17 protein-coding genes are annotated in these 25178 nt (G+C 69.1%); 10 read left to right on the forward strand and 7 right to left on the reverse strand.

Going from position 1 to position 25178, the window contains the following annotated elements:
• Positions 1-15: 15 nt before the first annotated feature.
• From ACFYO1_RS34155 to ACFYO1_RS34165, 3 genes are all read left to right on the forward strand, one after another.
• Positions 16-8280 carry an SDR family NAD(P)-dependent oxidoreductase gene (locus ACFYO1_RS34155; RefSeq protein ID WP_387240379.1) on the forward strand — a complete coding sequence of 2755 codons (8265 nt, stop codon included), beginning with the start codon at positions 16-18 and terminating at the stop codon, positions 8278-8280.
• Positions 8281-8344: 64 nt separating this feature from the next.
• Complete coding sequence (locus ACFYO1_RS34160; RefSeq protein WP_387240382.1) at positions 8345-9235, forward strand: alpha/beta fold hydrolase; 891 nt, start codon at positions 8345-8347, stop codon at positions 9233-9235.
• A complete protein-coding gene (locus ACFYO1_RS34165; protein ID WP_387240385.1) occupies positions 9232-10533 on the forward strand; it encodes an FAD-dependent oxidoreductase in 1302 nt (433 codons plus the stop codon). The genes ACFYO1_RS34160 and ACFYO1_RS34165 overlap by 4 nt, the downstream gene beginning before the upstream one ends.
• 11 nt (positions 10534-10544) lie before the next feature.
• On the opposite strand, the gene ACFYO1_RS34170 is transcribed toward ACFYO1_RS34165, so the two are convergent.
• Together ACFYO1_RS34170 and ACFYO1_RS34175 are read right to left on the reverse strand one after the other, a co-directional pair.
• Positions 10545-11372, reverse strand: a complete 828-nt coding sequence (locus ACFYO1_RS34170) for an MBL fold metallo-hydrolase (protein ID WP_387240388.1) — start codon at positions 11370-11372, stop codon at positions 10545-10547.
• 6 nt (positions 11373-11378) lie between these two features.
• On the reverse strand, positions 11379-11942 hold the full coding sequence (locus tag ACFYO1_RS34175; RefSeq protein ID WP_387240391.1) for an ester cyclase: 564 nt from the start codon (positions 11940-11942) through the stop codon (positions 11379-11381).
• A gap of 114 nt (positions 11943-12056) precedes the next feature.
• On the opposite strand from ACFYO1_RS34175, the gene ACFYO1_RS34180 reads away from it, so the two are divergent.
• Positions 12057-12818, forward strand: a complete 762-nt coding sequence (locus ACFYO1_RS34180; protein WP_387240395.1) for a TetR/AcrR family transcriptional regulator — start codon at positions 12057-12059, stop codon at positions 12816-12818.
• Between the two features lie 61 nt (positions 12819-12879).
• Positions 12880-13569, forward strand: coding sequence for a hypothetical protein (locus ACFYO1_RS34185; protein WP_387240398.1), 690 nt, complete (start codon positions 12880-12882; stop codon positions 13567-13569).
• Here the strand turns inward: ACFYO1_RS34185 and ACFYO1_RS34190 are convergent.
• Complete coding sequence (locus tag ACFYO1_RS34190) at positions 13566-14432, reverse strand: LysR family transcriptional regulator (RefSeq protein WP_387240401.1); 867 nt, start codon at positions 14430-14432, stop codon at positions 13566-13568. The two genes, ACFYO1_RS34185 and ACFYO1_RS34190, sit on opposite strands and share 4 nt — an antisense overlap.
• Positions 14433-14528: 96 nt before the next feature.
• Here ACFYO1_RS34190 and ACFYO1_RS34195 point away from each other — a divergent pair, with 96 nt between their 5' ends.
• The 4 genes from ACFYO1_RS34195 (at position 14529) to ACFYO1_RS34210 (ending at position 19567) form a co-directional block, all read left to right on the forward strand.
• A complete protein-coding gene (locus ACFYO1_RS34195) occupies positions 14529-15059 on the forward strand; it encodes a cysteine dioxygenase (RefSeq protein WP_387240404.1) in 531 nt (176 codons plus the stop codon).
• A 90-nt stretch (positions 15060-15149) separates the two neighbouring features.
• The gene (locus tag ACFYO1_RS34200) at positions 15150-15872 is read left to right on the forward strand and encodes a GNAT family N-acetyltransferase (RefSeq protein ID WP_387240407.1); all 723 of its coding nucleotides are present in this window, start codon (positions 15150-15152) and stop codon (positions 15870-15872) included.
• A gap of 111 nt (positions 15873-15983) precedes the next feature.
• On the forward strand, positions 15984-17765 hold the full coding sequence (locus ACFYO1_RS34205; RefSeq protein ID WP_387240410.1) for an ABC transporter ATP-binding protein: 1782 nt from the start codon (positions 15984-15986) through the stop codon (positions 17763-17765).
• The gene (locus tag ACFYO1_RS34210) at positions 17762-19567 is read left to right on the forward strand and encodes an ABC transporter ATP-binding protein (RefSeq protein ID WP_387240413.1); all 1806 of its coding nucleotides are present in this window, start codon (positions 17762-17764) and stop codon (positions 19565-19567) included. Before ACFYO1_RS34205 ends, ACFYO1_RS34210 begins: the two co-directional genes overlap by 4 nt.
• Positions 19568-19580: 13 nt before the next feature.
• On the opposite strand, the gene ACFYO1_RS34215 is transcribed toward ACFYO1_RS34210, so the two are convergent.
• The 4 genes from ACFYO1_RS34215 to ACFYO1_RS34230 form a co-directional block, all read right to left on the reverse strand.
• The gene (locus tag ACFYO1_RS34215) at positions 19581-20012 is read right to left on the reverse strand and encodes a winged helix-turn-helix transcriptional regulator (protein WP_387241675.1); all 432 of its coding nucleotides are present in this window, start codon (positions 20010-20012) and stop codon (positions 19581-19583) included.
• A 201-nt stretch (positions 20013-20213) separates the two neighbouring features.
• Entirely contained in the window at positions 20214-22307 is a 2094-nt protein-coding gene (locus ACFYO1_RS34220) for a xanthine dehydrogenase family protein molybdopterin-binding subunit (RefSeq protein ID WP_387240416.1), read from the reverse strand.
• Positions 22304-23314 (reverse strand): FAD binding domain-containing protein, encoded by a 1011-nt coding sequence (locus tag ACFYO1_RS34225; RefSeq protein ID WP_387240419.1) that lies wholly within the window; start codon positions 23312-23314, stop codon positions 22304-22306. Before ACFYO1_RS34225 ends, ACFYO1_RS34220 begins: the two co-directional genes overlap by 4 nt.
• Positions 23311-23829, reverse strand: a complete 519-nt coding sequence (locus tag ACFYO1_RS34230; protein WP_387240421.1) for a 2Fe-2S iron-sulfur cluster-binding protein — start codon at positions 23827-23829, stop codon at positions 23311-23313. Before ACFYO1_RS34230 ends, ACFYO1_RS34225 begins: the two co-directional genes overlap by 4 nt.
• A 148-nt stretch (positions 23830-23977) precedes the next feature.
• Between ACFYO1_RS34230 and ACFYO1_RS34235 the strand changes: the two genes are divergently transcribed.
• Complete coding sequence (locus ACFYO1_RS34235; RefSeq protein WP_387240423.1) at positions 23978-24805, forward strand: MarR family transcriptional regulator; 828 nt, start codon at positions 23978-23980, stop codon at positions 24803-24805.
• Positions 24806-25178 lie beyond the last annotated feature (373 nt).

Raw genomic sequence — 25178 nt, forward strand, 5'->3', positions numbered from 1 at the left:
ATATCGAGGGATCTCATGCTACGAACCGACCTCATCCGTCCGGTGCCGGACATGCTGCGGGACAATGCGATTCGATTCGGCGACAAAGCCGCATTCACCGATTCCCGGCGGTCGGTCGGCTACGCGGAGCTGGAGCGACGTACCCGTCGGCTCGCGGGAAATCTCGGCTGCCGGCGCGGCGACCGGGTCGTGCTGATGCTCGGCAACAGCGTCGAGATGGCCGAGGGTTACCTGGGTGTCGCGCGCGCGGCCGCGATCGGTGTGCCGGTGAACCCGTACTGTTCCGATGCCGAACTCGAGCACATCGTGCGCGACAGCGGAGCGAATGTGCTTATGGCACAAGCGAGTTCGGTAGACAGGCGCCGGGATCTGCTGGCTCGGCATCCCGATCTGCGCCTTGTGGTCGCAGGCGGAACAGGCGAAAACGAGCGCGCCTTCGAGGAATTGGCTACTACCGAACCGGCCGCGGCCGCGCGGGACGATCTCGAGGTCGACGACATCGGCTGGATCCTCTACACCTCGGGGACCACCGGCCAACCGAAGGGCGTGGTCACGACGCTGACCAAGGCGCTGTGGGGCACCGTCGCCGGGTACATACCCGGGTTCGGGATGAACGCCGACGATCGGCTGCTGTGGCCGATGCCGTTGTCGCACTGTCTCGGTCATCATCTGGGCGTGCTCGGCGTCGCCGCCGTCGGCGCGGGCACGCTGCTGATCGACGGGTTCGCGGCGGGGCCGCTGCTCGGCGCGCTCGGCTCGATGTCGCCGACCGTGCTGGTCGGCGTGCCCACGCTGTTCCAGCAGTTGGTCCGGGTGGGCGCCGCGGCGATGCCCGCGCATACGCTGCGGGCGTGCTGGTTCGGTGGCGCACCCGGCTCCGCCGAGCTCGGCCGGGCGGTCGAAGCCACGCTGGGGGTGCCGCTGCTGAACACGTACGGCGCGAGCGAGGCGACCGGGGCGATCACCGTCAATCCACCGTCGAACCGCAACTCCCCGGCCTCGGCCGGTCTGCCGATCCTGGGGGTGAACACCCGGATCGTGGATCCGGGCACCGGTCTCGACGTGCCGGCCGGTGTCGAAGGGGAACTGTGGGTCGCCGGTCCCGGTGTGATGGTCGGCTACTACAACCGGCCCGATCTGACGGCCGAGGTGCTGCGCGGGGAGTGGTTGCGCACCGGCGATCTCGCGCGCCGCGACCCGCTGGGGTTCCTCGACATCACCGGCCGGATCAAGGAACTCATCATTCGGGGCGGTGAGAATATCCATCCGGTCGAGATCGAGAACGTGGTGAAACGGGTGGCCGGCGTGCAGGATGCGGCGGTGTGCGGAAGGCCGCACGACACGCTCGGTGAGGTGCCCATCGCCCTGGTGGTTCCCGATCCGGCGGGGTTCGAGGTCGAGGCGGTGTTCGCCGAATGCCGGAAGAGTCTCGAGCACACGAAGATTCCGTTCGAGGTGTACCAGATCGACGCGGTGCCGCGGACCATGTCGGGGAAGATCCTCCGCCGTGAACTGCCGCCGCTGGCCGGCCGGCTACTGGGCAGCATCGAGACCGAGGCCGCGGACCAGGCCGCCGAGTGGGCGCAGCCCGATGCCGCGGTCCGCGCCGCGCTGGCACACCGGCTCGCGGCATTGTCCCTCGCCGACGGTGTCGCCCTGCTGTGCGACCTGATCGCCGAATCGGTAGCGTCGATCATCGGCGAGGCTCAACGCGACGTCGACGGCACCTTCACCGACTGGGGGATCACCTCGGTGGGCGCGGTGGGTTTACGCAACCAGCTGGTCACCGGCACCGGGCTGGATATACCCGTCACGGCCGTATTCGATTACCCCACACCGGAAATACTCGCAGGGCACCTGCGGTCGCTACTGCTCGACGAGCATCGGCCCGCGCCGCCGCCGACGGCCCGGCCGGCTTCGGTCGGCGCGCAGCCGGTTCCCGAGGCGGCCGACGACGGCGAGCGCGAACCGATCGCCATCATCGCGATGGGCTGCCGGTATCCGGCCGATGTCCGCACGCCCGAACAGCTTTGGGACCTGATCGCCGGCGGCGTCGACGCGACCTCGGAGTTCCCGGCCGACCGCGGCTGGGATCTGGCGGACCTGTTCGATGCCGAGCCAGGGCAACCGGGAAAGAGTTACGTGCGCCGCGGCGGATTCCTGCACGACGCGGCCGAATTCGATGCCGGATTCTTCGGGATCTCGCCGCGCGAGGCAGCCGTCCTCGACCCGCAGCAGCGGTTGCTGCTCGAGGTTTCCTGGGAGACGTTCGAGCGGGCCGGCCTCGACCCGATGTCGTTGCGGGGCAGCGATACCGGTGTCTTCGCCGGGGTGATGTATCACGAGTACGGGACCGATGTGGTGGGCTCGGCGGGGTCGATAGTCTCGGGCCGGCTCGCCTACACCCTCGGTCTGGAGGGCCCCGCGATCACCGTGGACACCGCGTGTTCGTCCTCGCTGGTGGCGATGCATCTGGCGGCGCATTCGCTGCGGACCCGGGAATGCGGGCTGGCGATCGCCGGTGGGGTGACGGTGATGACCGCGCCGACGTCGTTCGTGGAGTTCTCCAAGCAGCGTGGGCTGGCCCCGGACGGGCGCTGTAAGGCATTCGCGGCCACGGCGGACGGGGTGGGGTGGTCCGAGGGCGTCGGCGTGCTGCTGCTCGAGCGGCTCTCCGACGCGCGGCGCCACGGGCATACCGTGCTCGCCCTGGTACGCGGTTCGGCGGTCAATCAGGACGGGGCGAGCAATGGGCTGACCGCGCCCAACGGGCCCGCGCAGCAGCGGGTCATCCGGCAGGCGCTGGCGAATGCGCGGGTCGCGGCCGAAGAGGTGGATGTCGTAGAGGCGCATGGGACCGGCACGACGCTGGGTGATCCGATCGAGGCGTCCGCTCTGCTGGCGACCTATGGACGGGCGCGGGCTACCACGGAACCGCTGTGGCTGGGGTCGGTCAAATCCAATATCGGGCACACCCAGGCGGCCGCGGGGGTGGCGGGTGTGATCAAGCTGGTGGAGGCGATGCGGCGGGAGACGATTCCGCCGACCCTGCATGTCGACGCGCCGAGTCCGCACGTGAACTGGTCGGCCGGCGGGGTGGAACTGGCGACGCGAACGCGCGAGTGGCCGTATCGCGGTCGTCCGCGCCGGGCCGCGGTGTCGTCGTTCGGGATCAGCGGGACGAACGCGCATGTGATCTTGGAGCAGGCGCCCGTCACCGAACCCGAGGAGGTAACCGAACGGGTTGCGCCGCCGATCATTCCGTGGGTGCTCTCGGCCAAGACGGTCGAATCCCTTGCGGGGCAGGCGCGACGGCTGAAGGACCTGACGGATTCGGAGTCGAGTCCGGATCCGGTCGACATCGGGTACTCGCTGGTGACCTCGCGATCATCGTTCGCGCAGCGTGCCGTGGTACTCGGGGACAGCCGGGAATCGTTGAACACCGGGATCGCCGAGATCGGTTCCTGGGACCTCCCGAACATTGTGCGTGGGCGCGCGGATGTGCGCGGCAAGACGGTCTTCCTCTTTCCCGGGCAGGGATCGCAGTGGGGCGGGATGGCGGCCGAGCTGCTCGAATCGTCGCCAATCTTCGCCGAGCAGATCGGCCGGTGCGCCACGGCATTGGCCGAATACACCGACTGGTCGCTGCTGGATCTGTTGCGCGGCAACGCTATCGATGACCGCCCGGAGGTCGTGCAGCCGGCGCTGTTCGCGGTCATGGTCGCGCTGGCACAGCTGTGGCGCTCGATGGGGGTCGAGCCGGACGCGGTGATCGGGCACTCGCAGGGCGAGATCGCCGCCGCGCACGTCGCCGGGGTGCTGTCGTTGCGGGAGGCGACGCGGATCGTGGTGATTCGCAGCCGGGCAGTCGCCGCGATCGCCGGTCGCGGCGGGATGGTTTCGGTGCTGCGCCCGCTCGCCGAGGTCGAAGCGGCGGTGGACGCCCGGTGGGCGGGCAAGCTTTCCATCGCGGTGGTGAACGGGCCTGCCTCCACGGTGGTTTCCGGTAGTAACGCCGCGCTGGAGGAACTGCTGGCGCACTGCGAGGCGACGGGGATCGGCGCGCGGCGGGTGGCCGTCGACTATGCGGCGCATTCCGTGCAGATCGAACCGCTGCGGGCGCAGATGCTGCGTGAGCTGGGTGCGGTGGCCGCGCGCTCCGGTGACATCGCGGTCATCTCCTCGGTGACCGGCGAAGTGCTCGACGGCGCCGCGATGGATGCCGAGTACTGGTACCGGAACCTTTCCGAGACTGTGCGTTTCGCCGGTGCCGTGCGGACCGCCTACGCGTTGCGTGGCCGCGGCTTCGTGGAGTGCAGTCCGCATCCGGTGCTCGGCGTCGACGTGCAGGAGTTTCTCGACGAGACCGAGGACGCGGAACGCAGCGTGGTGGCCGAGTCGCTGCGGCGGCACGACGGCGGGCTGGGTCGCTTCCTGACTTCCGTTGCGGCGGCTCATGTTCGGGGTATCTCCGTGGACTGGGCGCGGATCTTCGACGGGACCGGGGCGGCGCGGGTCGACCTGCCGACGTATGCGTTCGACCGCAAGCGCTACTGGTTGGACACGACACCGGCGGTCGCGGTTTCCGGGCTCGGAATGGCGGCGGTGGAGCATCCGTTGCTGGGTGCGGTGGTGGGGGTGGCCGATGGCGGAGGTGTTCTGCTGTCGGGCCGGTGGTCGTTGTCGACGCACGCGTGGTTGGCCGACCATGTGGTGGACGGGCGGATTCTGGTGCCGGGGGCGGTGTTCGCGGAGTTGGCGTTGTTCGCCGCTGATGTGGTGGGCGCGGCGCGAGTGGGGGAGCTGGTGCTGTCCGCGCCGATCGTGCTCGACGAGCGGGGTGGGACGCAGATCCAGGTTCGAATTACCGATGGAGAGTCGTTGGGGGAGTGGCGGATCGGGATGTACTCCCGGGGCGAGGGTCCGGCGGAAGAATGGAATTGTCATGCGACGGGCGTTCTGGATTCCGTTGCTGTGCGGTCCGATGCGGGTGCGGGTCTGCGGGTGTGGCCGCCGGCCGGTGCGGTGCCCGTCGAGGTGGGCGACGTGTACGCGGCGTTGGCCGGTGCCGGATATGCGTACGGCCCGGCCTTCCACGGGGTGCGGTCGGTGTGGCGGCGCGGGGGTGAGCTGTTCGGTGAGGTGGTGTTGCCGGAGGGGGGTGCCCGCGACGCGGGGCGGTTCGGGTTGCATCCGGCGTTGCTGGATGCGGCCCTGCATGTTTCGTTGGTGGGGGAGTTGGCCGCCGGCAACGCGGACGTGCGATTGCCGTTCGTGTGGGAGGGGGTGTCGCTGGCGGCGGTTGGTGCGTCGGCGGTGCGGGTGCGCGTCGTGCGGGCCGGTGATCGGATGGAAGTTGTCCTGGCCGATCCGGCCGGCGAACTCGTCGCGCACGTCGAATCCCTGGCGGTGCGTCCGCTCGCGGCCGAGCGCGTCACCAGCCGGGCTGGTGGGCTCGCCGACCTGTACGCCGTGCACTGGATTCCGCTGACCGGCAGCGTGATTCCGGAATCCGGCGATCGGTGGGACACCGTCGACGCGCAGGGCGGCTGGGTGCTGGAGCGGTCGGTCACCACCCCCGAAGTTCTTACGTTGACCTGTCCATCGCAGGGCGCGGAGGTAACGGGGTCAGGTAGAGCGGAACTCGTAGATCGAACGCACCGGCAGGTGCGCGAGGCCTTCGAGCTGATAGCGAAGATACTGTCGGACAATCGATTCGGCGCGGCGACCGTGGTCGTGGTCACGCGCGACGCGGTCGCGATCGACGGCGGCGCGGATATCGATCCGGCGAGTGCCGCCGTCTGGGGACTGCTGCGTAGCGCTCAGAACGAGAATCCCGGTCATGTCGCACTGCTCGATGTCGATGCGGGCACCGACTATCGAGCGGCCGCGCTCGCGCTGGCCGGGTCCGGTGAGCAGCAGGCCGTCGCGCGCCGGGGCATTCTTCAGGTGCCTCGGTTGTCCCGGGTCGGCGCGGATACCGTCGGGCATGCGGAACTGGCGACCTCGGGAGAGCCGTGGCAGCTGACCACCGTGGGCACCGGTGCGCTGCACGGTGACAATCTGGTCCTCGAATCGGCCGATCCTGCAGGCGAATTGGCGGCTGATGAGGTGCGGGTTTCGGTGCGCGCGGTCGGGATGAACTTCCGGGACGTGATCATCGCCCTGAACATGTATCCGCGCGAGGGAGTCGCGGTCGGCGGTGAAGGCGCCGGCGTTGTCTCGGCCGTCGGTTCGGGTGTGACGCGGTTCGTCCCCGGCGACCGGGTGGTGGGTCTGATCCCGGGTGCGGGATCGTCCGTGATTGCCGCGGAGTCGGCGCTGGTCGGGATCCCGCCGGGTTGGAGTTTCGCACAGGCCGCCGCGGTGCCGGTGGTGTTCGCGACGGCGTATTACGCACTGATCGAGGTGGCGGGGCTGCAACCGGGCCAGCGGCTATTGGTGCATACGGCGACCGGCGGGGTCGGGTTGGCGGCGATTCAGTTGGCGCGGCATGTGGGGGCGGAGCTGTTCGTGACGGCCTCGGAGCCGAAATGGCCGGTGCTGCGTGAGCTCGGATTCGAGGACGGACGGATCGGGAATTCGCGGACGCTGGATTTCGAGGCGAAGTTCCTGGCTCGGACCGACGGGCAGGGCGTGGACGTCGTACTGGATTCGCTGGCCGGCGAGTTCGTCGACGCCTCATTGCGGTTGTTGCCGCGGGGCGGTCATTTCCTGGAGATGGGCGCGAACAACCTGCGTGATCCGGAGGAGATCGCGGCCGCGTATCCGGGGGTGCGGTACCAGGCCTTCGATCTGGCGGAGCTGCCCGCGCAGCAGTTGCAGAGAATACTGAGCGAGCTGTTCACGCTCTTCGACGCCGGTGTGCTGCAACCGCTTCCGGTGACGCGATGGGATGTACGGCGAGCCCCCGAACTGCTTCGGTTCATGTCGCAGGCGCGGCATATCGGCAAGAACGTGCTGACCATTCCGCAGGCACTGGATCGTCACGGGACTGTGCTGATCACCGGTGGCACCGGCGGTTTGGGTGCGGAGGCGGCCCGGCATCTGGTCGCTCGCCACGGTGTCGAACATCTGGTGCTGGCCTCGCGGCGCGGTCGGGCGGCGGACGGAGTCGCGGAGTTGGTGGCGGAACTGCACGAGGCCGGCGCCTCCGTCGAGGTGGTGGCCTGCGACGTGACCGACGGGGATGCGGTGCGCGCGTTGATATCCGGTATCGATCCGGGCCATCCGCTGACCGGGATCGTGCATGCGGCGGGAGCACTCGACGACGGCCTGTTCACCGACCTCACCGCCGACCGAATCGGGAAAGTGCTTGCCCCGAAGGTGGATGCGGCGTGGCATCTGCACGAGGCGGCGAAAGACCTTCCGCTGTCGATGTTCGTGCTGTTCTCCTCGGTCGCGGGCGTGCTCGGTGCGCTCGGGCAGTCGAATTACGCGGCCGCCAACGCGTTCTTGGACGCGCTGGCGGTGTACCGGCGCCGGCGGGGGTTGGTGGCGACGTCGATGGCGTGGGGACTGTGGGAGCAGGCGACGGGGATGACGGCGTCGTTGACCACTGCGGATCGGGAGCGGTTGGCGGCAGGCGGTTTCGTGCCGATCGAGACCGTCGACGGGATGGCGATGCTGGACGCCGCGGTGGGATCCGGCCAGGGCTGCGTGGTCGCTTCGCGGATCGATACGGCCGTATTGCGGCAGGTGGAGACCGTACCGCCGATGTTGCGCGGCATGGTCCGGCGGACGCGCAAAGCGGCGGACCCGGGAGGGCGGCAGGTCGCGGGGTTGGCAGCGAGTCTGACCGGTTCGAGTCCCGCCGAGCAGAACCGGATTGTGCTGGATGTGGTGCGCTCGCATGCGGCGGCCGTGCTCGGCCATGCCTCGATCGAGGCGGTGGGGGCCGATGATGTGTTCAAGGACTTGGGTTTCGACTCGCTGGGCGCGGTCGAGTTCCGGAACCGATTGAAGAACTCCACCGGTCTGCGGCTGCCGACGACGGTGGTGTTCGACTATCCGTCGCCGGCCTCGTTGGCCGGGTTCATCGCGGCCGAGATTGTGCCCGCCGAGGATGTCGTGGGGCGGATCGTGGCTCAGGTCGACGCGCTGTCGGGAGCTTGTGCCGGCGCGGAGTTGGAGCGGTCCGAGCTCGCCGCCGTCACCGGGCGGCTCACCGAGATCATTCGAAGATTGCAGGGCGGCACGGGGTCCGGGATCGATCTGGACGCCGCCGGGGACGACGAGATCTTCGACTTCATCGACGGCGCGCCGACGGTGCCCAAGTGAACATCTCGCTCAACCGGACAGCGCGCCAGGCGTTCTGGTCCGACGAACGGAAAGGTAGCGAAGCGTGATTTCGACCCGGACGCTGCAACCCACGTCCGATACGACATTGTCGATGCTGGTCTCTGCGCCGGCCAAACCTACGGCAGTAATGGTGGTGTTGCCCGCGATGGGTGTCGCGGCGAACTACTACCGGGACTTCACCGCGCAGCTGGCCGCGCACGATATCGCGGCGATCGTCGTGGATCTGCGTGGTCAGGGCGGCAGTGTGCCCAAGAGCAGCCGCCGTGCCAACTGGGTGCACGCCGACCTGGTCGACGTGGATGTGCCCGCCGTGCTCGAAATGGCCGGAAACGAGTTCGCGGGCCTGCCGGTCGTCCTCGTCGGGCACAGTTTCGGTGGGCATCTGGCGCTTCAGCGCGCCGCGCGGGCACCGGAAGGTCTCACCGGCGTGGTGCTGATTGCCAGTGGTTCGGTGTGGTACCGAACCTACGCCGGGCTGACCCGCACGCGAAACCTGGTGTTCGGGCAGTGGTTCGGGCTCATCGCCCGGACGCTGGGCTACTTTCCCGGTGACCGTTTGGGTTTCGGCGGTCGGCAAGCGGCGGGCGTGATGACCACATGGGCTCGCCAAGTCCGTAACGGCATCATGACCGACGACGGGATCACCACGGGCGATGGCGTTTTCGGGTTCTCGCTGCCCCTGCTGACCGTGCGCATCGAGCAGGACGACCTGGCGACCGAGGCCGGCGTGCGCAGCCTGGCCGAGGCGGCGCCGGGTGCGCCGCGGACGGACTGGATTTACACCGCGGCCGAGGCGGGTGGCCGGCTGGACCACTTCCGCTGGACCAAGCACAGCGGTCCGCTGGCCGCCCGGCTGCGGACGTGGATGAACACCATCGTCACCGGCGCCGAATCCGCGCCGGGGACAAACCTTTCGGAAAGGAACTCTGGATGAGCGCCGAAATCGGTCCGCGGACGGCGCTTGTCGTCGGCGGCGGCTGGTCGGGTATCGCCGCCGCCTGGTATCTGCACCGCGGTGGAGCGGCCGTCACCCTGCTCGACGAGCAGCCCACGCTTGGTGGCCGGTCCAGCACCGTGCACCTCGGCGATCGACGGATCACGCTGGGCGGCAAGAACATCGGCGGCAAATACGAGGAGTTCAGGACCTTCGTCGCGGACCTGAAGGGCGGGGAGTTCGAGCACTTCGGGATCAACTCCTCGCGCGTCGTGAACGGGCGCGTGGTCACCGTCGACGGCAAATCTCCGGTCGCGGGGATGCTCGAGATCGCGCGGCGGGCCGGGCCGTTGGACATCTACCGGTTCCTGCGGCTGGTCGGGTACGTGCGCGGCGACGAGGCCAACCGGTTCGTGCGCGGGCCGCAGTTCGTCCAGCTCGGTAAGCGGCGAGGCGATCCGGCGCTGGACGGCTACTTCGGCCGCAACCTGCTGGACGCGCTCATCCGGCCGATGACGGTGCGGATGAACGGCGCCGAGCCCGACGAGATCCAGCTCGCGGACTTCGGCGCCAATCTCGGCATGCTGCTCGACCGGTTCGATCAGCTCACCGACGGGATGGAGCCCATCTATCGCCGGTTCGGCTCGACGGTGGACGTCGAAAATGGAACCAGGGCAGTCGGATTGGTGACGGAGGGCGGTCGGATCACCGGGGTCGACGCGATCGACGCAGCCGGTCGGCCGCAGACCTACGTGGCCGACCTCGTCGTGATCGCGATCCCCGCTCCCGCGGCCGCGGAATTGCTGCGCACCGAATTGCCTCTTGTCGCCGATGAACTGGCGCACATCCGCTACAACCCGGCGACCGTGGTGGTCACCGAGTACGACCGTCCGGTGTTCGGTCCGGTCGCCCGATCTCTGGTCTTCGAGCCCGGCAGCGCCGTCAGCAACGCGGGCGCGTACGGCGTCGACGACCGGCACATCGTCCGCTACACCTTCAGCGGCCGCGCCGCCCGCCCGTACCTGACCGAGGACTTCGACAAGCTGCGGATGCGCGCCGAAGCCCAACTGTCCCCGCACTTCCCGGCGCTCGACGAGGCGAAGGCCGTGGCGCAGGCGGGCCGGCACTGGGAGCACGCGTTCTGCGCCTACAGCCACCGGCACGCCGACCGCGTCGCCCGCATCGATGCGGCGGCGGGCGCGGCCGGGCTGCTTCTGGTCGGCGACTATCGCCGGGGTACATCGATCGAGGCGTGCTTCCGCGGGGCCAAAGAGCAGGTGGAGGCCGTCGTACGGTGAGGTCGGTGCGTTCAGCGTGTGGACGGCTCCGTCGTGTCATCGGTCGCGTCGAGTTGCTGCGCGCGGCGGAGGAGAGCGGGATCGTGGGCGTTGACGAGGACTAGATCGGGGCTTGGCTCGGCCCAGAGTTCTGCTAGGCGTTCATGATTGGCGCGGACCTCGGCCCGGTTGTGGGCGGTCAGGCGTTCCATCGCGGTGAGGGCGCGGGGTGCGTTGACGGTGCGGTCGATCTGGCCGTGGTGGTAGAAGGCGTCGCCGGCGTGCAGGATCCACCGGTTGCCGGTGTGCACGGCGAAGGCGGCGTGGCCGCGGGTGTGGCCGGGCAGGGCGATCAGGACGAGGCCCGGCGTGATTTCGGTGAGCTCCTTCGCGGCGGTGAATCCGCGCCAGGACTCTCCGTGCCCGGGTGTGTGCTCGACGAAGTGTGGATCGTGGTCGCGCTGTGTCGGCAAGTAGCGGCCCTTTTCCACGAAACCTCGTGGATGCCGGGCTGCTTTCGCTTCGTCGGCGGTGAGATGGATTCTGGCCCAGGGGAAGTCGGCGATCCCGCCGGTGTGATCGGCGTCGAAGTGGGTGAGCACGATATCGCGGACGTCGCGCGGGTCGAAGCCGAGGCGTTCGATCTGGCGGACGGCGGCTTCGCTCTCGTCGAAGCGCGGGCGGACGAAGAAGCGGCTCGGCCCGAACCGGGCGCCCGGATCGGCGGCGTCACGCAAGCCTAATCCGCTGTCCACCAAGGCAAGTCCGGTGTCGGTTTCCAGCAGCAGGACGTGGCAGACCAAACCGTCAGAGGTGCCGAGCGGACGCATGGTGCCGCAGTTGAGGTGATGAATCTTCATTGCGGATCACTCGCCGAGGTTCGGTGGGGTGGTAGTGAGCAGGCGCGGATCGGGTTCGGCGCCGGTGGTGGCGACGGCTCCGGCGACGGCGCGGGCGAGGGTGAGCAGGTCGCGGGGGTTGCGTTTGTCCAGCCCGCCCAGCAGTTGCTTGAGGACGGTGAGCTGGTCGAAGTAGATGCGTTCGACCGCCAGGTTCTCCTGCTCGTCGAACACGAAGTAGGCGGTCATCCTGGTCCGGTGGGCCGAGCCGGTCGGCGGGATCTTTCCCAGCGGACCCAAATGCGTTCCGAGGAGCCAGAATTCGACGATCACCGCGTCGTGGCTGTGGCGCAGCGCGATGATCTCGTGGTCCTGATCGGGGAAGGCGCGACGGGTGTCGTGATAGTAGCCCCGGACCTCGTCGTCGCCGTCGTGCACGACCATCGGGGCGATCAGCTCGTAATGCGGATGCGGGAACGTGGACAGGGTCGCGTCCCAGTCCTGGCGGACCTCGTCGTGGAAGTGGTCGAGGACGAGCTTCTCTCGTGCGCGCAGGACGTCCTCGGGCGGCAGGGTGAATCGTGTGGACATCGGTGTCTCCTGGAAAACGCGTGCTGGACTCGATATCCACAGCGTGGGTTCAACTGTCGCTCACCATATACCCACGGTGTGGATTAAATCAACGGTTTGCGGCAGAATGACCCTATGGCCAGCAACGTTCCCACCGCCCGCCGCGGACGGCCTCCGAAGGGCGCCGGCCGGCTGACCCGGCCGGGGATCGTCGAGGCCACCCTCGCGGTCATCGCTGGCGAGGGCGTCGGTGCGGTGGGTGTGCGCGCCGTCGCTCGGGTGCTCGGCGTGGATCCGAAGAGCCTGTACAACCACGTCGACGGTAAGGACGGGTTGCTGGACGCGGTCGCCGAGCACCTGTTGAGCTCGATCGAATTGCCTGCGCGCAGTGGCGAACTCCGCGCCGACCTACGGGCCATCGCGGACGCGTTCCGCCGCCGCGCCCTGGTGCATCCGGAGGCCGCCGCGCTGGTGCTCACCCGCCAGCTGGGTTCGGTAGAAGGCCTGGCGCCGACCCAGGCGGTGCTGGAGGTGCTCCGCGCCGCAGGCTGCGACCCCGAACAATCGGTCCACCTCCTGCGCACCATGCTGGCCACCCTCGTCGGCACCCTCCTCCGCGAAGTCAACGCCACCCCCACCTACGGAACCCGCGACCTCCCCGGAATCGCCGCCCGCCGAACAACATTGGAACAATCCGGCCTCCCCGCCGTAGCCGAGGCCGCCCCCCACCTCGCCCGCTTCGACAGCCAAGCAGAATACGACTACGCGATGGACCTCACCCTCGACGCCCTCGTCGCGCGGGTCGGAAGCAGGCGGGAACCGGTCGCGCACCCATCCCACGAGGCCGGCACCAAGTCGGTCGAACAGACGACACCGAAAGGCGCCGTACGAAGATGAATGGGTGACACCATGGTGGACCAATGGGGTTACGGACGAGACGAAGGCAAGGAGCGGACCCGTGAAACCCTCGAATTCGGCGGGGCCGCGAGCCGTTGATCGAGGCGACGTCGGTCGGGTGTTGCGACATGTCGCTGCCCTCGGACTGGAGTGCCGCGAGGTCGAGCGTCGATCGGACCATATCGGCGGATTGATCGTCGACGCCGCACTTCAACCCCGGGCAAAGTACGCGACGACTGTGCTTCCCCGGGTTCGGCAAGTAATCGCCGATTGGCCGGATGCTGATGTCTTGGAAGGCTTCGTTCGACGGTTGGACGCGCATGATCTCGCGGACTTCCTGCGGTGGAAGCGGACATCACGGAAGCTCACCGTCATACGCGATCTCACGGCGACGTTGTCCGCGCTGGAGCTCCGTACGGTGCGCGAACTCGGCGCCGCCTACGACGGTGCGGATCGTGAACGCGAGACGCGCCGCGCCTTACGGGAGATAAAGTTCGTCGGCCCCAAAACCGTTGACTACATTGCAATCCTGGCCGGGTCGACCGATTATTCCGCGGTGGACACGCATATCCTGGGATTCGTCTGCGGCGCCGGCGTATGCGCCGGCGATTACCGAGCTGTCGGTGGACTGATACGGCGGGTCGCCGGCGAACTGGGTTGCAGTGTGGGCGCACTCGACGCCGCGATCTGGAATCACATGAGTAAGCGAGGCGCCCACGGCGGGGCGGGTGCAGGGGCGACCAGCCTCTAGGGGGCGATGCTGTCCTGGATGGCGCGGATCAGGGCGGCGGTGGCTGGGGGGTCGGGTGGGTTGCCGTAGGTGACGGCGAAGATTTGGCGCGGGTCCTCGGGGAGTTCGGTGGTGTGGATGCCCGGCATGCGGTGGGCGCGCAGCGCGAGGCCCGGCAGGGTGGCCACGCCCATGCGCGCGGCGACGAGTGCCTGCGTGACCACCATGTCGTCGCTGATCAACGAGATGCGCGGGGTGAAGCCCGCCCGCAGGCAGACGGTGATCAGCTCGTCCTGGCAGCGCGCGCAGCCGCCGATCCAGGTGGAGTCGCGGTGGTCGGCGATGCTCTGGCCGGGCTCGTCGGTGACCAGGTAGATCGGGTCGTCCAAGAGGTGGATCAGCCGGAGGCCGTCGTCCTCGCGCGGGGTGTCGGCGTAGCGGAAGATCAGCGCGACGTCGATGCGCCCCGCGCGCAGCAGGCGCAGCGCCTCGACCGGATGTTCGTCGACGAGTCCGAGTTCGATGCCGGGATGGGCGCGGGCCAGCGCGGCGGCCGCCGCGGGCACGATGGTGCTCAGGATCGACTGGAATCCGGCCATCCGCACGCGGCCGGCCCGCAACCCGACCTGTGCGGCGAGTTCGGTTGCGGCAGCGTCGACTCGGCCGACGATCTCCGCGGCGCGGACGGCCAGGAGCTTGCCCTCGGGGGTGAGCCGGATGCCGCGGCCGACCCGCTGGATCAGCTTCGCGCCGGTGGCGGCCTCCAGTCGCGCGAGGTGGTGGCTCACCGCGGGCTGGGTGTAGTGCAACTGTTTTGCCGCCTCGGTCACCGAACCATGTTGTGCGACAGCGGCTAACACCGTGAGCTGGGTCAGGTTCAGCACATATTCAGAATACTTATGTGTGCGCGGGGATTTTGGCATTAGACGTCATGTGCGGCGCGAGTGACGATGGGAGACACCGTCCGAAGGGAGACAGTCATGACCATCGCGACCGACGATCAGGTGACCCGATCCAGACCCGGCCTGGCCGAGCTGATCGATCGAATTCGCTTGTGCACCAAGCACGAATCGGACCCGCGCCGCACCGCCGAGCGGGTGGCGGAGGTCCTCGCCGCACTGCGACCGACCGCCGGACTGCTCACCCCGGCGGAACGCGAGGGATCGGCCGGCGGATACACCCGGCACACGCTGCACACCGAATCCGCCTTCTCGATTTCCGCGGTGGTGTGGCGGCCCGGGCAGATCACCGAGATCCACGACCATCTGGTGTGGTGTTCGTTCCTCGTACTGCAGGGCACCGAGACGGAGAACATCTTCGCGGTCGACGGTGACCGGCTGACGCGGATCGGGCAGCGGCAGCGTCCGGCCGGCTCGGTCAGCGGTGTCGCGCCGCCGGAGGACATTCATCAGGTGCACAACACCGGCGACACGGTGGCGATCACCTTGCACGTGTACGGCGCCGACCTCAGCCAGGGGACCAGTGTGCGTCGTACGTATCGGGAGGTCTGAGCGTCTGAATCTCGGTGAGCGCAACGGTGTCTGGCGGTTGTGCGCCTCGCTAACGTTCTCTGGTTGAACGTTGTTGTGGAGGAGTGTGCGGTGACCGCTGAGTCGACTGTCGACGTCATTACCCCGGTGCATCCGCTCGACGATCCGGTGCGGTCGTCGCTGCGGGGCGAGCACGACCGGTTCGCGAGCTGGGTGGGGCGGATCGGTCGTTACCACCCGGAGGTGGCCAGGTTCGTCGGCCATCCGCCCGTGCTCGACGAGCAGGACTGGATCGACCTGGCCACGGTCCTCGGGCCGGGCGGCAGCACCGGACTGCGCGGCACCGGCCATGTGCTGCCCGCGGGCTGGACGGTGCTGCAGGAGGTCGGATCGGTGCAGATGGAGGGCAGCGCGCTGCGGGTCGCCACCGATCCGGAGTTCGCGGTGCTCACCGTCGCCGATGTGCCCGAGATGCTGGAGTTGATCGCGCGGACCGAGCCGGGTCCGTTCGCGCCGCGGACCATCGAAATGGGCACCTATCTGGGGCTGCGGGTGGACGGCAGGCTGGTGGCGATGGCGGGCGAGCGCATGCACCCGCCCGGCTGGACCGAGATCAGCGCGGTGTGCACCGACGCCGAATTCCGTGGGCGCGGTATCGCTTCGCGGCTGATCCGGGCGGTCGGCGCGGGCATCCGCGCCCGCGGGGAGACGCCGTTTCTGCACGCCGTCGCGCACAATGTCACGGCGATCAGCCTGTACGAGACGCTCGGATTCACGCTGCGCAAGCGGTCACGTTTGACGATCGTGCAGGCACCGGCGGCTGCTCTGGTCTAGTCCGCGTTGGAATCACGATGATCTGGTTTGTTGCGGCAAACAACCAGTTTCGCGATCGTTGATACCCAACGGGGTCGAGCAGGAGGCGAAGTGTCAGCGGTGGGTAGTGCTGTGCCGTTGACAGCCGATCGGCGGGACGCGCAAACCCTGCGCAACGGGCTCGCCATCATGGTGCGTGGTTGTCGCGACCATCCCGGCGCGGCGCTGATCGCCCTGTCGAGCAGCGCGGTCAACGGAGCGTGCATGGTGCTCGGGGCGAAGGCGGTGGGCTGGAGTACCGAACACGTCGTCGTCGCGGGGTTCGCCCAGGGCCGGTTCCTGTTCGGCGCGGCCGCGGCCGCCGCGGTCTTCGTGCTCGGGGTGTCGCTGCTGCGCATCGCGACGATCATCGTCCGGCTGGTCGCCAGCGGCGTGATCCAGTTCGGCAGCCAGGCGCGCTTGCGGAAATCCCTGGTCGCGCAATACTTGCGGCTGTCCATCCCGTGGCATCGCCGGCGTGCGGCCGGACAGCTGGTGTCGCACGCGATCTCCGACGTCGACACGGCCTCGGCGCCCATGCAGCACTTCCCGTTCGCGGTCGGGATGACGGTGATGCTGCTGCTCGTCATGGTCGACATCGCCACCATCGACCCGTGGCTCGCGATCGTCGCCGGTGTGCTGATCCCGGTGGTGCTCGGCACGAACCTGATCTACCAGCGGGTGCTCGCGCCGCGGGCCCGGGTCGCGCAGCGAGAGCGGGCCGTGGTCAGCGCCATGGCGCACGAGGCGATCGCGGGCGGCCAGGTGATCCGCACGCTCGGCATCGTGGCGCACGAGGTCGACCGGTTCGCCGAGGCGGCGCGGGCCGCGCGGCTGGCCAATCGCCGGATGGGCCGGGTCGGTTCGGTGTTCGACCCGGCGATCGAGTTGATGCCGCCGTTCGCGGCGTTGGTGATCCTCACCATCGGCGCGGTGCGGATCGGGTCCGGGGAATTGAGCGTCGGGCCGTTGGTCGAGGTGATCTATCTGCTGATCACCACCGCCATGCCGCTCAATGTGCTGGGCCGGTTCCTCGGCGGGGTGCCGCTGGCGGTCGCCGGGCACTCCAGGGTTCGTGCGGTGCTGGCCGCCGATCAGACACCGGGGCAAGGGATTTCGCGGTTCACCTCGGAATCCGCGGTCGAGGTGCGGGTGTGTTCGGCGTCGTTCGGGTACGGTGCGGCGGCCGTGGTGCGCGATATCGGACTGCGTGCCGAACCCGGGTCGATCGTCGCGGTGGTCGGCCGGACCGGAGCGGGGAAGAGCACGTTGCTCGGGTTGCTCGCGGACCTGCTTCGGGCCGAACAGGGTTCGATCCGGTTGGATGGTGTCGACGTTCGGCAGGCCGCGCCGGGCGAGGTGTCGCGGCGGGCGGCGCTGGTCACCCAGACCGCCTTTCTGTTCGGAGATACGGTGCGCGACAACGTGACCCTGGGCGTCGCGGGCAGTGACGCCGCGGTGTGGCGGGCACTGCGGGTGGCCGGGGCGGCGGAGTTCGTCGAGCGGTTACCGGACGGGCTCGACACCGAACTGGACGAAGCGGGTCAGTTGTCCGGTGGGCAGCGGCAGCGAATCGCGCTGGCCCGCGCCGTCTTCCGGCAACCGGGGCTGTTGCTGCTGGACGACGCGACGTCCGCGCTGGACCCGGTGGTGGAACGCGCGGTCGTGGACGGGCTGCGCGCCGAGTACGCGGCCGACGATCGGCGCACCACGGTCGTCCTCGTCGGGCACCGCGCGGCGACCATCACCCTCGCCGACACCGTCGTCCTGCTCGACCGCGGCCGGGTGGCCGCCACCGGAACGCACGCGGATCTGCTCGCTACCGTGCCCGGCTATCGCGACCTGCTGGACGCCTACGGAAGTGACCTGGAATGAGCAGCGCGACAACGCGATACAGCACGGCGGGCTTGCTCCGCCGGGTGCGCGCCGAGGCCGGTGTCGGCTACCGCACGCTCACGGCGACGGTACTGCTCGCGGCGGTCGCCGCGTCCGGTCGGATCGTCATCCCGGTGACGATCCAGCACGCGCTCGACCACGCCCTGCTGGTGCACATCGACACGCGCACAAGGACTTCGGTGATCGGCGTCGCGGTCGCCGTAGGACTGGCGGCCGTGCTGTCGGCGATGATCAGTTCCGCGCTGCTGAACCGCTATCTGGTGCACACCGTCGAGAACGCGGTATTCGACCTTCGGGTAAAGACATTCGAGCGGATCCTGCGGACGACGCCGTCCGGCGCGCCCGCCCAGACGCACGGATCGTTGGTCGCGCGGGTGACCAACGACCTCGATGTGGTCACCCTGTTCGCGCAGTCCGGCGGAATCACCCTGGTGCAGAACGTCGCTCAGATGTTGATCGCGTTGGTCGTGATGCTGGTGTACTCCTGGCCGCTCGCGCTGATCGTGCTGACCATCGGTATCGGGGTGCCGGTGCTCGGCCGGGCGCTGCAACGCGTGGTGGCCCGGTGCTTCGACGCGGTGCGCGTCGCCGTGGCCGCCGTGTACTCCGGATTGCTCGAGGTCCTGGTCGGCATCGACACCGTCCGCGGGTACGGCATCGAGGCGCGGATGCGGGCCCGCGTGCAGCGCCGCGTCGACGCGATGCGGGCCGCGCAGAAACGGACGCTGTGGCCGATGGGCTTCAATGTCTCGATCGGCGAGGCGGCCAGCGGATTGATCACCACCGCCGTGCTCGTGCTCGGGCTGGCGCTCGGAACCGGTTCGCTGGGTTGGTATCTGGGGTTGAGTGCGGGTGATCTGGTCGCGTTCCTGTTCCTGGTGACGTTCTTCGTCCGGCCCTTGCAGTTCGCGGTGAGCAGCCTGGCCGACGCGCGCAACTCCGAGGCCGGTCTGCGGCGGGTGATCGAGATCCTCGATCTGCCCGGCGAGGCGGTGGCGACGTCGGCGACTCCGGTGCTGCCGCCCGGGCCGCCGACGGTCCGGTTGGACGGCGTGAGTTTCGCGTACCGGCCGGGCCGACCGGTGCTGCGCGCGGTCGACCTGGTGCTCGAGCCCGGCGGGCAGGTCAGTGTGGTCGGTGAAACCGGCTCGGGGAAAACGACATTCGCGAAACTCGTGACCCGGCAACTGGTTCCGACCGCGGGGCGGCTCACGCTGTGGGGCGTCGACCTCGTCGAGCTCCCCGATGCCGCGCTCGCCCGCCGGGTCGCCGTCGTGCCGCAGGAGGCATTCCTGTTCGACCGCACCGTTTTCGAGAACATCGCGCTCGGGCGGGCCGGGGCCGGGCGGGACGACGTGCTCGGCGTGCTGGAGGTACTCGACCTGCTCGATTGGGTCGAGGGGCTGCCCGCGGGCTTGGACACCGTTGTCGGGCAACGGGGCGAGTCGCTGTCGGCCGGTGAGCGGCAGCTGGTCGCGCTGGCGCGCACCGCGTTGGTGAACCCGGATCTGCTCGTGTTGGACGAGGCGACCAGCGGCGTGGACTCGGGAACCGACGTGCGGGTGCAGCACGCGCTGAACCGGCTGGCCGCGGGGCGCACGACCATCACCATCGCGCATCGGATGCACAGCGCGCGGACCGCGGATCGCATCCTCGCCTTCCACGACGGGGTCATTGTGGAGGACGGCCCGCACGCGCAGTTGCTGGCGCTCGACGGTCGCTATGCGCGGCTGCACCGGGTGTGGTCGCAGGATTCGGCGGATCGAGTCCGAGTTCGGTGAGCCGCCGCGCGGGTTATTCCGAGGCGGTCGCCAGTGGGACCGGGGTCGGGGAGAGCCAGGGCATCAACCAGGCGATGTCGCCGTCCTCGATGTCGGTCTCGCAGGTGTCGCAGTACCGGCGATCCTGGCTGACCTGACCGCACGGCGTGTGCACGGTCTGGGCCATGGTGGCCGGTTGGCCGGGATTGACGAACTCGCACGCCCACACCGACAGGGCTTCGAAGACCGGGCGCAGGGCGACGCCGGCCGGGGTGATGACGTAGTGCCGGCGGGTTCGGTTGCCGTCGAGGTACGGCGCTTTCGTCAGCAATCCGGCGTCGACGAGGCGGCCGAGGCGGGCGGAGAGGATGTTGTCGGCGATGCCCAGGTCGGCCCGGAACTGGTCCGAAGAACGACCCCGCCGACATTGTCCGCATCGCGCTCGACGGCGTGGACGCGGGCGAATTCGAGATCCTCGCCGACGACATCAGCGCCCAGGTCAAGCACAACCTGGCGGCGCCGATCGAAACCATGTACTCCCAACTGATCTCGCGCTGATCTGCCCCACGGGTCGAGCGCCGGGGAAGACCGAGGGGCCGCCATCTCGTGGACCTGGGCGGGTAGTAGTGGGAGGTGTCGGCAGCTTCGCTACCTGAGCGAACCTGGCCTACCGAAGCAGCCGGTCCGCGGTGATGGGCAGGTCCCGGACGCGGGTGCCGGTGGCGTGGAAGACCGCGTTTGCCACGGCGGCCGCGGCGCCGACGATGCCGATCTCGCCCGCGCCGCGCGAGCCCATGGGGTTGGTGTGCCGGTCGACCTCGTCGAGCCAGATCGCCTCGATCTCGCCGATGTCGGCGTGCGCGCTGAAGTGGTAGCCGGCCAGGTCCTGGGTCACGATGTGGCCGAAGCGCGGGTCGCGCACGCTGTCCTCGTGCAACGCCATGGACAGCCCCCAGATCATTCCGCCGATGAGCTGGGAACGCAGCGTGCGCGGGTTGATGGCGCGGCCGATGGAGAAGACACCCAGCATTCTGGGCACCCGGATCTCGCCGGTGTCGCGGTGCACGTGTGCTTCGACGAAATGCGCGCCGAAGGACTGCATGGTGAAATCGCCGGTGTCCGGGTTCTCGTCGGCGTCGACGGTGATCTCGGCGCCGACGGCGGGGGTGTTCCCGTGCTGGTCGCGGAACGCGCGCGCGGCGGTGACGATCGCGGTGCCCCACGACGCGGTGCCCGAGGAGCCGCCCGCGACGGAGGCGGAAGGCAGATCGGTATCGCCGATTTCCAGGCGGACGGATTCGAACGGGCAGCGCAGGGCGTCGGCGGCGATCTGGGTGAGGGTGGTCCACGCGCCCGTGCCGATGTCCGCGGCGCCGATCTGAACGCGGTAGCGGTTGTCCGCGCCGAACTCGATGCGCGCCGCGTTCCCCGCCGATTCGGTGGCGGGGTAGGTGGCCGCGGCGACACCGGTGCCGACGAGCCAATCGCCGTCTCGGCGGCTACGCGGCGCGGGATTCCTTGCGGCCCAGCCGAACTCGTCAGCACCGCGATGTAGGCAGTCGATCAGGTGGCGGCCGGACCACGGTGTGCCCGACTCCGGATCGGTCTCGGGTTCGTTGCGGATCCGCAGTTCGATCGGATCGATGCCACAGGCGACGGCCAGTTCGTCCATCGCCACCTCGCCGGCGAACATGCCGGGCGCTTCGCCCGGCGCCCGCATCCAGAACGGCACGGCCACGTCGAGGCGGGCGAGCCGGTGGGTGGTCCGGCGATGGGGCGCCCGGTACATCTTTCGCGACGACACCGCGGTCTGCTCGGCGTATTCCTTGATCCTGGAGGTCTGTTCGATGACATCGTGGCTGAGCGCGGTCAGCGTCCCGTCGGCGTCCGCACCGAGGCGGACGCGCTGGATGGTCGGGGTCCGGTAACCGACCAGGGCGAACATCTGCTGCCGGGTGAGCGCCACCTTCACCGGCCTGCCACCGCTGCGTCGCGCCGCCAGCAGGGCGAGCACGTTGTGCGCGTGCGGAGCGCCCTTCGAACCGAAGCCGCCGCCGACGTGCGGCGCGATCACGCGCAGTTGCCCGGGTTCGAGGCCGAACAGCGGTGCGAGGGTTTTGCGTACGGTGTGCACGCCCTGGGTGGAGTCGTAAAGGGTGACCGCGGGATTCGCGCCCTCGGGATGCCAGATGGCGATGCAGGCGTGCGGTTCCATCGGATTGTTGTGCTCGATGGGGGTGGTGTAGGTCTGGTCGACGGTGACCGCGGCGGTGGCCAATGCTGCGTCGACGTCACCGGAATCGGTGTCGGTGGGGAACTCCGAGCCGACCTGCTCCGGGGCGTACAGCGCGCCGCGGTCGCCGGGGAACTCCGTGTCGGCCTGCTGCTGCGCGTAGGTTACTCGCACCAGATCGGCCGCGTGCCTGGCGATTTCGGGCGTCTCGGCGATCACGGCGCCGATCAACTGGCCGCGGAAGTGAACGTTGTCGTCTTGCAGGATGGTGAGTTCGCCGTCGGCGGTGTCGGCCAGCTCCGGTGCGTCGAAGACGGTGAGCACGGCGATGATTCCGTCGAGCCGGGTCGCGGCGGCGGTGTCCATCGCGGTGACCCGGCCCCGCGCGATGGTGGCCTGAACGGGATGCAGGTAGGTCGGTCGGTCCACCGAGTGTTCGAAGGCGTAGGGCGCGGTTCCGGTGACTTTCGCGGAACCGTCGAGGCGCGGGCGTGAGGCGCCCATCTCGTTGGCGTCGATGAGTGTCATCCGCGCACCTGCTCGGTCGTGCCGGATTCGGTGAGGGACCGCAGCGTCGCGACCACCGTGCGGCGAGCGAGTTCGACCTTGAAGTCGTTGCCTTCCAACGGTTGTGCCTCGGCCAGCTCGGCGTCGGCTGCCGCGGTGAAGGTTTCTTCGGTGGCGGGAGAACCGATCAGCCGAGCCTCGGCCAGGCGGGCGCGCCAGGGTTTGTGCGCCACACCGCCGAATGCGACACGGGCAGCGGAGATTTCGCCCGCGTCGGTGCACACCAGTTCGGCGGCAACCGAAACCAGGGCGAACGCGTACGACGCGCGGTCGCGCACCTTCCGGTAGGTCGAGCGAGCGCCGTCGGGCGGTGCGGGCAATTCCACCGCGGTGATCAGCTGTCCGTGCCGGAGCACGGTGTCGCGGTCGGGCCGATCGCCGGGCAGCCGGTGGAAATCGACCAGCGGTATGCGTGTTTCGCCGTCCGCGCCGACCACGACCACCTGCGCGTCCAGTGCGGCCATCGCCACCGCCATGTCCGAAGGATGCACGGCCACACAGTGTTCCGAGCCGCCGAGGATCGCGTGATAGCGAACGTAGCCGCCGATCGCGGAGCAGCCCGAACCCGGCTCGCGTTTGTTGCACGGTGTGCTGATGTCCTGGAAATAGACGCATCTGGTGCGCTGCAACAGATTCCCACCGGTCGTCGCCAGATTCCGCAGTTGTCCCGATGCCCCGGACAGCAGTGCCCGCGCGAGCGCCGGGTACCGGGCGCGGACTAGCGGATGGACGGCTACGTCGGTGTTGCTGACGCCGGCCTCGATCCGCAGGCCGCCATCGGGCAGTTCGGTGATCCGGTCCAGCGACAGGTGCCCGACATCGACCAGCAACGTCGGATCGGTCACGCCGAGCTTCATGTGATCGACGAGGTTCGTTCCGCCCGCGAGGTAGGCCGCGTCGGGGCGGTCCGACACCGCCGTGATTGCGTCCTCGATGGTGTCCGCCCGGAAGTACTCGAACGGGATCATGCCGAAGCCTGCCGAATCGCCGCGAGAATGCCGGGATACGCGGCGCACCGGCACAGATTCCCGCTCATGCGTTCCCGGATCTCGGCGTCGGTCAGCACCGGCGTCGCCTCGAGATCCTCGGTGACGAAGCTGGGCTGCCCGGCCGCCACCTCGTCGAGCATGCCGACGGCCGAACACACCTGACCGGGTGTGCAGTAGCCGCATTGGAAGCCGTCCTGCTCCACGAAGGCCCGCTGCATCTCGTGTAGTTCGTCGCCCGTGCCGAGACCGGCCGCCGTGACGACGGCGGCGCCGTCCTGCGCGACCGCGAAGGTCAAGCAGGTGGTGGCGCGCCGCCCGTTCAGCAGAACCGTGCACGACCCGCATTGCCCGTGATCACACCCCTTCTTCGGGGCGGTCGCGCCGAGCTGCTCGCGTAAGGCGTCCAGCAGCGTGGTGCGGTTGTCGACCCGCAGCGTATGCGGCGTGCCATCGACCTCCAGGCGGATCTCGGAATGACTCCGGGCAGGTTCCATGATCGCCGGATACCCCGCACGGCCCGTTCAATCACCGGCGGTGCGCGGCGGAATCGACCAGAGTTGTCGGATCCGGTCCGTGTCGTTCGTAGCCATAGCGAACGGCCACCCAGCAGGGCGCTGTCACGATCACAGGAGATGCCGACCGATGCCGCACGCACAAGCCGAGATCCACCGCATGTTCGAGCTCGTCGAGCCGATCGCCACCGTCACCTTCTCGGCGGCGGTGAACGACGCGTTCCTGGCCCTCGGCATGCGTAATTACTGGGACGGATACTTCGCCGGCCGGGCCGCACCGTTGGGGCTCGCCCCGGCGGCCGTAGTGCACGCGGTCTTCTACAACTTCGCCGACGGCGAGGTGGCGCGCCACATCCCCTGGGTCTGGGGCAAGATCACCCCGCAGGCGGCGATCGCCGTGCGGGAGCGGGCCAGTGCCGCGGCGCTGCGGCAGCGGATCGGCGAGCTCGCCGAGTCCCCCGATCTGGTGCGCGCCGCCGACCTGGCCGCTCGGGCGGCGGTCAGCGCACCGGCCGAGGGCCGCGCGCTGTACGCCGGACTCCGCGCGCTCGATATGCCGGACGAACCGGTGGCCAGGCTTTGGCACGCGGCCACGCTGCTGCGGGAGTTCCGCGGTGACGGCCACAACGCCGCCCTGGTCGCGCACGGCATCGGCGGCACCGAGGCGCACGTGCTCATGGCGCTCGCCCTCGGGATGCGGGCGGAGCAGTTCGGCCGGATCGGCCACCTGCCCGAGGCTCAGCTGGCCGCCGTCGTCGACCGGCTGCGCGAGCGTGGCCTCGTGGACGCCGACGGCGGTTTCACCGACGCGGGCCGGGAGATCAAGCGGCGGATCGAAGCCCGCACCGACGAATTGGCGGCACCGGCCTACGACGTGCTCACCGCGGACGAATTCGGCGAACTGACCGCGAAGCTCGAGCCGATCGCCGCCGCCGCGGAAGCGGCAGTCGACGACTGAGTCATGCCCGCCGGTTCGCGTCCGCGGTCATTCACCACACCGACTGTGGCTCAGTCCTGTTCGCCATGAATTCGGCCGCCTATCTCGAATGCCGGCGGACCTGATCGCCGCTGGTGGGGGAGTTAGTGTCGTCACAGTTCGCGGTCGCGGGGCCGTGGCCGGGTATTGAATAGCGATGCGTGCACAGCAGCGATAGCACGGTGGTCGATCCAGCAGTGGATTGGAGATCATGCCTAGCACAATTGAGCCCAGCACAATTGATCTGTCTCCGGAAATGCGCGGTCTCGGCGCTATCTGGGCTGAGTAGGCGCTGTGGGGCGGATTCGAATCGGGCGCGCCGCCGAACCGGTCGATCGGCCCGGGGCCGGCGAGC

Origin of the sequence: Nocardia sp. NPDC006044 (genome assembly GCF_042871115.1) — a bacterium.
Lineage (GTDB): Bacteria > Actinomycetota > Actinomycetes > Mycobacteriales > Mycobacteriaceae > Nocardia.